This is a genomic window from Pradoshia sp. (assembly GCF_051873915.1).
Taxonomy (GTDB): domain Bacteria; phylum Bacillota; class Bacilli; order Bacillales; family Pradoshiaceae; genus Pradoshia.
Genome location: NZ_JBJEFJ010000077.1, coordinates 39,641 through 51,454, shown reverse-complemented (window position 1 = coordinate 51,454; position 11,814 = coordinate 39,641). Strand labels below are relative to the sequence as shown.

The window sequence follows — 11,814 nt, the reverse complement described above, 5'->3', positions numbered from 1 at the left end:
CACTTCTAAGTGATATTCTCTTATGCGCTATTGGCCCAACCGGACCAACTGGGCCGAGGGGACCGGCCGGGTTTGGCCGAAGAGGGGCACCAGGTCCCCAAGGTCCGACAGGTGCAACAGGATTGGGAGTGACAGGTCCGACTGGACCTGCAGGACCTGTAGGGCCAACCGGACCAACTGGAATCGCGGTGGTTGGCCCAACTGGCGCAACGGGTCCGCAGGGGCCAACAGGAGCGACAGGTATCGGAGAGAGAGGAGCAACCGGTCCAACCGGTCCGACTGGATTGGGAATAACAGGTCCGACAGGAGCGACCGGCCGAATGGGAGAGACGGGTCTCGCTGGACCAACCGGACCTGCTGGAGCAACCGGACCAACCGGGCTTACAGGAGCGACCGGTCTCATCGGTCCAATTGGACCGACTGGCCCGGCAGGTGTAACGGGAGCAACTGGTCCCACTGGAGCAACCGGTCCGGCGGGGGCAGATATTACCGGACCAACTGGTATACCGGGTGTAACCGGTCCAACAGGAGCAACCGGTCCGACCGGGGAGACTGGCTTAGCGGGAGAGCAAGGTCCAACCGGGCCAACAGGCGCGACAGGAGCGACCGGTGCGACAGGAGCGACCGGCGCAACAGGAGTAACAGGAGCAACCGGCCCAACTGGGCCAACAGGTGCGACAGGTGCAACAGGAGTGACAGGGGGGGCATTGACATCAGTATCGGCATATGCAACCAATATCCTTGGCCCAACGCTGACTCTCACCCCTGCAGGGACAAATGTTCCTTTGCCGGGCACGTTATTTGTCAGTGATAACTTTTCAATTGATTCAACTTCAGAAGTGATTACCATTGAGGAATCGGGGACGTATTACATCCGATACACACTCGGATTTTCTGAACCAGAAGCCGTTACTACGCAGATTGCGCTGAATGGCGCTGTCGTTGAAGCCTCTATACTTAGGCCGTCATCAAGCCAACAATATTATACAAATGAGGTCATCGTTTCTGTCACTGCTCCAGCGACGGTTTCACTACAGGTTGCCGGAACAGGTACCGTGTCACTTTCTGACTTTGCCACTGGAGCTAATTTGACCATTATTCGGATCGCTTAAGTGATTCATGGGGGGAGGACGGGTATGTCATCGATCAGTTTAGTCATGATTGTCAAAAATGAAGAGAGGGTGCTTGGGCGCTGCTTAGATAGTATTTGTGACCTTGTGGATGAAATCGTCATCGTTGATACAGGCTCAGAAGACCAGACAGTGGAGATTGCCGGCAAGTATACAAAGCACATTTATTCCTATGAATGGACGAATGATTTCGCAGCTGCCAGAAACTTTGCCTTTCAGAAGGCGGGCAAGGAATATACGATGTGGCTTGATGCGGATGATATCATTTTCCCCGAAGATCGGGAAAAGTTCCTCCACATCAAGGAATCTCTATCTCATAAGCCGGATTCTGTCCTAATGCCATATGTGCTTGGACGAGATCCGTATGGTCAAATTACAAGCAGCCTCAAACGAAATCGCCTTGTCAAGACGAGCCGGGGCTTCCAATGGAAGGGAGCGGTTCATGAATATTTGGAGGTTCATGGAACTATTATCGAAGTGGATATTTGCATCACTCATCTGAGTGTGAAATCGAAAAAGACAGACCGCAATCTTAAAATCTATGAACAACTGGAGCAGCAGCAGAAACAACTGAGCCCAAGGGACTTGTACTATTTCGGGAATGAGTGTTTTGAACATGGGTTACTGGAGAAGTGCCTCAAACTCTACCGGGAATTTCTGGATACGAATGCGGGCTGGCAGGAGGATTGCATAGCTGCGATTGATCGAGCAGCAGAGGCACTTCTGCAGCTTGGGAGAACAGAGGAAGCAGAGGAACTATTATTCGAATCGTTTAAATACGATATTCCCAGAGCAAATATAAGCTGCAAGCTAGGCTATATATATTTTTCTAAATCTCTCTATCACCAGGCGATTTATTGGTATAAGGCCGCAGCTGAGTGTGACCTTGAGCGGGTCAAAGAGACAGGAGCATTGGTGAATTACGCTTACTATACTTGGCTTCCTCATATTCAGCTTTGCGTCTGCTATGACAAAATCGGGAAGAAGGAGCTGGCCTACTGCCATAATGAAATGGCCAGATTCTATAATCCGACCAATAATTTAGTGTTGCAGAATAAACAGTACTTCGAAAAAATAATAACCTAAAAGGAGGCATGGAAAATGCCGTGCAGCTGGTATCAAGCCATACCCGCGATTATTGATTTGGTCCTGCTTGATAAACCCCAATCGATTCTTGACCTCGGTGCCGGTTTTGGGAAGTATGGGGTCTTGCTGCGAGAGGCGGGCGATATCCCTTATGAAAGGTATGACCGGAATAATTGGGGGTTGGTTATTGACGGGGTTGAAGGATTTCGTTCATATAAGAATCCGCTTCATGAGTATGTCTATAATGAGATGATATATGGTGATGTGCTGACAGTTGTTAAGTCCATGGTCAAGGAATATGACACGGTCTTGCTAATCGATGTGCTAGAACATCTGGATAAGGAATCGGGCTATGAATTAATCGATGAAATTTTGCAGATAACGAACCGGTCACTCATCATTTCAACCCCTATCCAATGGGTGGAACAGGGAGCCTACTTAGGAAATGAATTAGAAGTCCATAGGAGCAGCTGGAGCATGGTGGATTTTGCTGATTATGATTATCAATTCAGTCAAGTGAAAATCGGAAATAATGGAGCTAATCTGTTCAAACTCTATCCAACGGTGATCCAGCGAAAAGCCCTGGCCACTGTCAAGCCGTTAAAGTTAGCTTATTTTCTCCCGCATCATAATCTAACGGGAGGGTTAAAGATGCTTTTGTCCCAAATGGATGCCATGCGGAAAAGGGGACATTACATAACGGCCCTATATAAAGGGGAAGAGGGAGATTTTGTTTTGCCGTCATGGTGCCGGATAGAAGTCGACGAAGAGATACTCATCCCGCACAATCAATTAGCCCGTGATTATGCGGATGATTGTGATGTCATTGTTGCGGGATGGATTCAGCAGGTCCTTGAATTAAAGGGGGCTAAAGCAAAGGTTGTCTATTGGGAGCAGGGTCATGAGTGGTTATTCGGAGACGTAAGGAATTCTCAGCAAATCGATTTGATCAGGAGGCAAATGGAAACCTATTACACATCAGGGGTAGACGTAATGAGTGTCTCCCGATTTGTGGAAAGGGTACTGATGGCCAGATATAATCTTCAGACAACGGTGATTCCGAACGGCATTGATACAACTCTATACTGCCCGCCTGCACAAAGAAATGAAGAAGAGCCCGTGACAGTCCTTCTGATTGGCAATCCAACGCTTTCGTTTAAGAATTTTCCCACAGCCATTAATGTCCTGCAAATATTATGGGAACGAGGGCATAAGTTTCAAGTGAATTGGGTTTCGCAAGTTCGACCTGAAACAAATGTCGGCTTTCCGCTGAAGATAATCGTGCATCCGAGCGAAGAGGTACTCATTTCTTATTATCAGCAGGCAGATATTTTCCTTTATACATCCTGGTATGAAGGGTTTGGGATGCCGCCGCTCGAGGCTATGGCATGCGAGACAGCGGTGGTGGCAACGAAATGCGGGGGGATAGATGACTACGCCGTCCATGATTTCAATAGCTTGCTGGCAGAACCGGAGGATGAGGAGAAGCTAATCGTCCATATGGAAAGCTTACTCATGAATGAAGAACGGAGAGAATATTTAGCTGTGAATGGGAGGAAGACAGCCGTTGATTATAATTATGAACGGGTTATACCGAAACTTGAGGATTATCTGCTAAGTTTATTGGGAAGTAAAGTCAGTCCATGATGGTATGTGCCAGAAGACCATTTTTGGTCTCTGGCCCGTGTTTTTTATATGGATAAAAAAAGCTCCTAATGTCATTTGTAAAATCATTAGAAGCGTTCTTTGTTCTTAATGGTTATGTTTCATATTATGCTCTAAAACTCGTGCGACCTGCTGGAACTCAGCGTCTGACTCAATCTCATGCAGCTCGCCTTCCTCATCAACGCGGAAGAAAAAGATCTCCATGTCCTCATTCGTGTCACGCTTGATCTCCTCCACAAGACCAGCCACTGCATATTCTGCGCCGTCCACATCCAGTGTGCCGAGAATTTCTATTTCTTCATCTTGGCCATTTTCGCCTTCGAGTACGAGGATCTCTCCAATTTCAATTTTGCTCATGTTTTTATTCTCCTTTATAACCTTTGTCCGAACAGTATAACGGTTACAGCAGGAAAAAACAAATATTCATAAGCATTACATTTTTCATACTGATGGCTTATTGATACGATGGTATGGAAATAACTAGCAGGAGGTTATGCCTACATGTCAAATGTGCACGTACCAGTCTCCGTGCTGAATCTTGCGCCAATCCGCAAAGGAGAGGGAGCGAAGGAAGCCATTGCTTCCTTGGTCGATTTAGCGCAGGCTGTTGAACAAATGGGATATACACGCTATTGGGTGGCTGAGCATCATAATGCGCCGACATTGGTCAGTTCAGCAACCGCAATCTTGGTAAAACATATACTTGAACACACGAAGGAAATTCAAGTGGGGTCAGGAGGAATTATGCTTCCCAACCATTCCCCGCTCGTAGTAGCCGAGCAATTTGGCACGATGGAGACAATTTACCCGAATCGTTTGAATTTGGGGTTAGGGAGAGCGCCAGGGACAGATATGCTTACCGCCAGTGCCCTTCGCCGCTCTAATCATAACTCGGTCTATACATTCCCGGCGGATGTGGAGGAAATCTTAACGTATTTCGGACCTGAGGATGAACAAGGGGCTGTCAGAGCCTATCCGGGTGTTGATGCAGACGTACCAGTCTTTATTCTTGGCTCCTCAACAGAATCAGCGGTGCTTGCAGCTAAGCTAGGCCTTCCATATGTCTTTGCCGCCCATTTCGCCCCGCGCTATATGGAAGAGGCAATCGAGATCTATAGAGAGAGATTCCAGCCATCCATGTATTTAGACAAGCCATATATGATGGTATGCCTGAATGTCATTGCGGCTGAAACAGATGAAGAGGCTTTGTTTGAATCGACCACATTGCAGCAGTTCTTCCTGAATGTCGTCCGAGGGACGAAAAACCCATTAAGCCCGCCTGTCGAATCGATGGATGGATTATGGAGTCCAGGTGAAAAACAAATGGCACAATCGATGACAAGCGTTTCCTTGATTGGATCCAAGGAAACCGTTCGAAAGCAGCTGGCTGAATTCCAGGCTGCCCATCATGTCGATGAAATCATGGCAGTTTCCTATATTTTTGATCCGGATAAACAAAAACGCTCCTATGAAATTTTGAAGGAGATTACGAGCGAATAAATGATAAGCGACGGAATCCTTTTAATAAGGTACCGTCGCTTATCTATTTGCTATATAATAGATGGAAAAATAATCCTGTCTATTTTTAGGATCGAGAGAATGGGGGGAGTAGCGGATGATTAGACGATTAGACTCAAACGATCATGAAGAATGCTTTCATTTTTTGAAAGGGGAAGCGGCTGAAAATGTCTTCATCATTGGAGATATTGAGGCATATGGCTATGAGCAGGAATTTCAGCGGGTATGGGGAGAGTTCAATGAGAAGAATGAATTGATTGCCGTCCTATTGAAATATCGGGAGAATTATATCCCTTATGCCAAAACGGAAGAATTTGATGGGAAGGGTTTTGCGGAAATCATATTAGCTGATGGGGATTTTAGCTTCCTGTCAGGCTTGGAGCGCTGCATAGCAAGAATAGAGCCTTACCTGTCTAATAAGCTGAAGAAGAAAAGACAATTTTATTATGCTAAATGTACCGCTTTGAGCGAGGCTGCCCATATGACAGCTAAAGCTGAGGTAAAATTGGCTGTTCCGAATGATGCGAGTCGCCTCGTTCACCTGCTGAAGGCGATCCCTGAATTTAGTGATTCAATCATCACGGAGGAAAGTAAAAAGGAAAGCCTGGAAGGCGGAGCATCCCGCACCTTCTACATAGAAAAGGACGGAAAAATGGTTTCAACAGCCTCAACAACCGCCGAGAATTCCAGCTCTGCCATGGTGGTTGGGGTTGCGACCGATCCGGCTTACAAGAAACAGGGACTGGCCAGCGCCTGCATGGTGAAGCTTTGTAAGGAATTACTTGGCGAGGGTAAGGAGCTTTGCTTATTCTATGATAATCCTGAGGCTGGGACGATTTATAAGAAGCTGGGATTTGAGGATATTGGTTTTTGGGTAATGAATATTTATCATCGGTAAAGGAATCTAGCATCGAGCGCATAAGTCATTTACAGGCTGTCTCTGATTTTAGTTGGGAGGCGGCTTTTTTGCGTATTTATTAACCAAGAAAGGGATGTATATCATACACAAAATAGTATTTTTATGCGATAATTTTATGTGGTAAAAAATATTTACCATTCTATTCTTTTTAATGTATATATTGAATATCTCGTAGAAATCAATTAAGATTTTTATTATTTATAAATAATTTTGAGAGGGAAAAGAGGTATCATGCAAAAACAACAAGATAAAGAAATGTATGCAGCAGGAGCAGTGTTAAAGAAAGAAATTGGCATGAAAGAAGCTCTTACCATTGTAGTTGGAGTGGTTATTGGATCTGGGATATTTTTTAAAGCGACACCTGTAATGGATAGCGCTGGTTCAGCCATAGCAGCTGTACTGGCATGGCTGCTTGGGGGGCTGCTGACGATGGCTGCAGCTTTGACATTAGCGGAAATTGGATCAGCCATCCCTCAAACTGGCGGTGTTTTTGCTTATTTAAAAGAATTATATGGAGAGAAGGTTGCCTTTTTATTCGGCTGGGTGCAGGCTTTAATCTACGGCCCGGCTATTGTTGCGGCACTTGCCATTGTCTTTGCGACTCAGGCCACTTATTTCATACCGATGTCAGGCGGTCAGCAAAAAGCATTGGCCATTGGTATCTTGCTCTTTGTTGCTCTATTAAATATTATTTCTACGAAGCTCGGAAGCCGGATACAATTTATTGCAACGATTGCTAAAATGATTCCTATCGTGTTTATCATCATCTTTGGGATTATCCATGGTGTTAACGAAGCGACACCTGTTTTCTCCGGAGAACCAGTGCATGGATTTTCCTTCGCAACGTTTGGCGTAGCCATGCTTGGGACGCTTTTTGCCTACGAAGGATGGATTAGCGTGGGTAATATGGCGGGTGAGATGAAGGACCCTAAGCGTGATTTGCCGCGTTCTATCGTCTTAGGGATGACGATTATTATTGCGGCTTATGTCTTGATCAATGTAGCCTTCTTATCTGTACTAACTCCAGGGCAAATAGTGGGGGCAGAGAATGTGGCTTCTGATGCCGCTCAAATATTATTTGGCAGCGGCGGTTCTATGCTTATCTCTATCGGTATTCTCATTTCCATCTTCGGAACGTTAAATGGCTATTTGATGACGAGTGTGCGTGTACCGTTTGCCATGGCAGAGAACAAGATATTCCCGTTCCACCATGTCATTAGCCGTGTTGAGAAACGCACAAGCACACCAATCAATGTATTCATCTTCCAAGTAGCCATTGCCATTGTCTATATATTCTCTGGGTCCTTTGATACGTTATCAACCCTTGCGTTATTTGCTATTTGGATTTTCTTTGTACTCGCGATTTACGGCGTATTCGTGATGCGCAAGAAGCGCCCGGATTTAGTGCCGACATACCGTGTACCGCTTTATCCTTTTGTGCCGCTTGTCGGTATTATTGGCGGTATCTATATATTAGTTTGCACAATCATTAGTGATACGCTCTACTCAATGATCGGATTAGCGATTACAGCGATTGGCTACCCTGTTTATCTTTATTTGAAAAAATCAGGTGAATAATTCATATGAAGGGCAGAACTGTTGATATTCTCGCGGTTCTGTCTTTTTTTGTCTCGTGATTAGTGAAAATCCTTCCGGGCTTTTTTGCTTGTATGATGACTGGAATTTTAGCAAAATAAGGATATGCATACGTGTCTATTGCAGGAAAAGGGTGAATGAATGAGACATTTTAAGAAGTATATCAAGAAATACGGCTTTTTATTTTCTATAGCCATCATTTTTTTAATGATAGAGGCAATTTGTGATTTGCTTCTTCCAACGATACTGGCATCCATCATTGATAATGGAGTTGCCGATGGTAATCTTCAATATGTCTTGAATATGGGCGGGCTCATGCTGCTTGTGACAGGTATTGGTGCACTCGGAGCTATTATCCGGAATATCATCTCCAGCAATCTGTCACAAAGGCTTGGAGCAGAGCTTCGTTCTGACTTATACAGGAAGGTCCAATCCTTTAGGCTTGAGGAAATGAATCAATTCGAGGCTTCCTCTCTTGTGACAAGACTGACGAATGATGTCAATCAAATGCAAATGTTCGTGAATGGATTAATGCGGATTATGGTAAAAGCTCCGCTTGTCTGTATAGGAAGCATCTTCATGGCAGTGCGGCTCAATGCCTCCATTTCCTGGGTGCTGTTAATTGTCATTCCGATTGTTGCACTCATCATCCTGTTGAACGTCAGAATCAGCTTGCCTTTTTTCATGCGCGTTCAGAAGGCAACCGATAAACTGAATGGTGTTGTACGGGAATATCTTTCTGGTATTCGGGTTATTCGTGCGTTTAATCGCGGGCGGTTCGAGCAATCGAGATTTGATGAGAAGAATGAACAATTATTCGGCACATCCACAAAAGCGATGCGAGTCATGTCTATTTTCAGTCCTGGTATATCTCTTACAGTGAACTTTGGGATTGTGCTCGTCCTGCTTGCGGGAGGGTGGAACATCAATGACGGTCAAATGCAGGTGGGCGAGGTTGTTGCCTATGTGAATTATATGACCCAAATCCTCATCAGTTTAATGATGATCACAATGATCTTCAATATGTTTGTCCGGGCAAGGGTGTCAGCCGGCAGGATTAGTGAAGTGCTAGGGACAGACAACCCGGCAGAGATTAAGGGGCTCAAAACAAGCATCCCGCAGGAGGGCGTTGTATTTGAGCAGGTTCATTTCTCCTATCATGGCACGAAGGAGTATGTCCTGAAGGATGTTTCCTTATCCTTGAAGCCTGGCGAAACCATCGGGATTATCGGTTCAACCGGGGCGGGGAAGAGCAGTCTTGTGAATTTACTCCTCAGGCTGTATGAACCATCCCATGGCGCGATTTACATAAACGGAGAGAATATCCAGACGATGGACCTTAAGCAATTGAGGAATCAAATTGCTTATGTTCCGCAGAAATCGATGCTGTTTACCGGCACTATCAAGGAAAATATCCTTTGGGGGAAAGCGGATGCTTCTATGGAGGACATTCGGCATGCGGCCAATATTGCCCAGGCAGATGCCTTTATCTCTCGGCTGCCGGAAGGGTATGATACACAGCTCGGTCAGGGCGGAGTGAATCTATCAGGCGGACAGAAACAACGGGTTTCCATTGCGCGTGCTTTGTTGAAGGAGGCGCCAATCCTCGTTCTGGATGATTCAACAAGCGCACTTGATGCCGTAACCGAACAACGGCTAAAGGAGGCCTTGAGTGAGAATAGAGAAAGGCGAATCGTCTTTTTGATTGCCCAGCGAATTACCTCTATCATGGATGCGGACCATATTATCGTTATGGAGAATGGACATGTGGCCGGAGCGGGAACGCATGAGGAATTAGCTAAGAACAATTCTGTCTATAAGGAAATTATTCTATCCCAATTAGGAACGGAGATGGAGACTAGTGGCTGAATCAACTAACCAGAAAACAGGGACGCTCCCGACAGGCCCGCCGAGAGGGCATGGCGGAGCTAGATTCGCCGCCGTTGAGAAGCCCAAGGACTTTAGCGGCACATTAAAAAGAATATGGGGGTACTTCGGAAGCGAGAAACGTAGTCTGTGGATTGTCCTTTTATTTGTGATCATCAGTGCAGTCATCAGCTTATTTGTCCCCTATTGGATTGGAAAGACTGTTGACACCCTAGAATGGGGTCAAGTTGACCTGTCTCTCTTGCACTGGCTTGTCATCATCCTTGCAGCCGTGTATGTGACAGATGGAATCGCTTCGCTCTTGCAAGGCTGGATGATGGCGGGAATCTCCCAGCGAGTCGTTCGTTCTTTGAGACAATCGTTATTCCGTAAACTGAATAAATTGCCGATTTCCTATTATGACACACATACACATGGCGACATGATGAGCCGTGTAACGAATGATATCGACAATGTGAGCACAAGTATTTCTCAATCCACGACACAGCTTATGAGCGGGGTCATCACGATTACGGGCTCCTTTGTCATGATGCTCGTACTCAGTCCGATATTGACGCTTGCCGCCTGTGTGACTATCCCGCTTATGTACTTGCTGACGAAAACAATCGCCAAGAGAACGAGGGTGCTTTTCAGAGAACAGCAAAAGCATTTGGGAAGGCTGAATGGGCATATTGAAGAATCGATTTCCGGCAGTTTGATCGTAAAAGCCTTCAACCATGAGGACGAGGTCATCTCAACCTTTGACGAAATCAATGGCAAGCTGTATGAATCAGGACGGAAGGCACAAATCTGGTCCGGCTTCCTAATGCCAATCATGAATGTTATTAATAACCTTGGATTGACTTCTGTGGCCATTGTCGGCGGAATACTGGCTGTTAATGGCTCCATTACGGTAGGCGTCATTGCCGCCTTTATCAGTTACTCCAGACAATTTACGCGCCCGTTAAATGACTTGGCGAATATCTTTAATATCTTCCAGTCAGCTGTTGCGGGGGCAGAGCGTGTATTCCAGGTTATTGATGAACCGGAAGAGGTGGTCGATAAACCAAAAGCCATTTCGCTCACACAGGCAAAAGGAGAGGTTCGCTTTGAACATGTAAGCTTCGGCTACAAAAAAGAATCGCCAATCCTTAATGACATCAGCTTCGCAGCAAAGACCGGAAGTCATATCGCGCTCGTCGGTCCGACCGGTGCCGGTAAAACGACCATCATCAATTTGCTGACACGCTTCTATGATGTCGAATCAGGCCGAATCACGATTGATGGAACCGACATACGCGATTTCACCAGGGAGAGTCTGCGCAATACATTCGGCATCGTTCTGCAGGATACGTATTTGTTCACAGGAACCATCAAGGATAATATTAAATACGGCCGTCTTGACGCGACAGATGATGAAGTCGTGGAGGCAGCCAAAATGGCCAATGCCCATTATTTCATTACACGGCTGCCTGATGGATATGAAACCATGCTCTCAGAAAGCGGCGGGAATCTGAGCCAGGGACAAAGGCAGCTGCTCGCCATTGCGAGAGCCATTCTCTCTGACCCAGCCATTCTCATTCTCGATGAAGCCACGAGCAGTGTCGATACGCGAACCGAGCTCGCCATTCAAAATGCCATGCGCAAAGTTATGGAGGGCAGAACAAGCTTCATGATTGCCCACCGGCTATCCACCATCCGTGAAGCCGACACAATCATGGTCATTGATGACGGCCAGATCAAAGAACAAGGCAGCCACCAAGAGCTGATCGCCCAAAATGGCCAATACCGGCATATGTATGAGAGTCAGTTTAAGAATGTGCAAACATCCTGAGACGCATGCTCCTGTGAAGGGGGTGTGCGTCTTTTTTCGGGCGTGACAAAGCCTATCTTTGTCCCATGCCTATCCCATCTATCCCGGTCGAAGCCTGTGAGAAGTGTGGGGAGCGTGTCAATCCCCATACCTGACCCATGTCTATTCCGTCTCCCCGCCAATGCCTAGGAAAAGCAAAAGGAATCATGCCGCCATCTCGC

The 11,814-nt window shown here is 46.2% G+C and carries 9 protein-coding genes; 8 read left to right on the top strand and 1 reads right to left on the bottom strand.

Going from position 1 to position 11,814, the window contains the following annotated elements; all coding sequences use genetic code 11:
* The first annotated feature begins 14 nt into the window (after positions 1-14).
* Genes ACI35L_RS07555 through ACI35L_RS07545 form a run of 3 tightly spaced genes read left to right on the top strand, consistent with a single transcriptional unit; the run spans position 15 to position 3,863 of the window.
* Complete coding sequence (locus tag ACI35L_RS07555) at positions 15-1,112, top strand: BclA C-terminal domain-containing protein (protein WP_439802583.1); 1,098 nt, start codon at positions 15-17, stop codon at positions 1,110-1,112.
* Between the two features lie 24 nt (positions 1,113-1,136).
* Entirely contained in the window at positions 1,137-2,216 is a 1,080-nt protein-coding gene (locus ACI35L_RS07550; protein WP_439802580.1) for a tetratricopeptide repeat-containing glycosyltransferase family 2 protein, read from the top strand.
* A 15-nt stretch (positions 2,217-2,231) separates the two neighbouring features.
* A complete protein-coding gene (locus tag ACI35L_RS07545; RefSeq protein WP_049669966.1) occupies positions 2,232-3,863 on the top strand; it encodes a glycosyltransferase in 1,632 nt (543 codons plus the stop codon).
* A 105-nt stretch (positions 3,864-3,968) separates the two neighbouring features.
* Here ACI35L_RS07545 and ACI35L_RS07540 read toward each other — a convergent pair whose 3' ends face one another.
* A complete protein-coding gene (locus ACI35L_RS07540) occupies positions 3,969-4,238 on the bottom strand; it encodes a DUF1292 domain-containing protein (RefSeq protein WP_049669967.1) in 270 nt (89 codons plus the stop codon).
* A gap of 144 nt (positions 4,239-4,382) precedes the next feature.
* Between ACI35L_RS07540 and ACI35L_RS07535 the strand changes: the two genes are divergently transcribed.
* From ACI35L_RS07535 to ACI35L_RS07515, 5 genes are all read left to right on the top strand, one after another.
* Positions 4,383-5,381 (top strand): LLM class flavin-dependent oxidoreductase, encoded by a 999-nt coding sequence (locus ACI35L_RS07535; protein WP_049669968.1) that lies wholly within the window; start codon positions 4,383-4,385, stop codon positions 5,379-5,381.
* Between the two features lie 115 nt (positions 5,382-5,496).
* Positions 5,497-6,297 carry a GNAT family N-acetyltransferase gene (locus ACI35L_RS07530; protein WP_439802579.1) on the top strand — a complete coding sequence of 267 codons (801 nt, stop codon included), beginning with the start codon at positions 5,497-5,499 and terminating at the stop codon, positions 6,295-6,297.
* Between the two features lie 252 nt (positions 6,298-6,549).
* On the top strand, positions 6,550-7,896 hold the full coding sequence (locus ACI35L_RS07525; RefSeq protein ID WP_439802578.1) for an APC family permease: 1,347 nt from the start codon (positions 6,550-6,552) through the stop codon (positions 7,894-7,896).
* Between the two features lie 159 nt (positions 7,897-8,055).
* Entirely contained in the window at positions 8,056-9,783 is a 1,728-nt protein-coding gene (locus ACI35L_RS07520) for an ABC transporter ATP-binding protein (protein ID WP_439802577.1), read from the top strand.
* Positions 9,776-11,614 (top strand): ABC transporter ATP-binding protein, encoded by a 1,839-nt coding sequence (locus ACI35L_RS07515; protein ID WP_049669972.1) that lies wholly within the window; start codon positions 9,776-9,778, stop codon positions 11,612-11,614. The genes ACI35L_RS07520 and ACI35L_RS07515 overlap by 8 nt, the downstream gene beginning before the upstream one ends.
* The last annotated feature ends 200 nt before the right edge of the window (positions 11,615-11,814 follow it).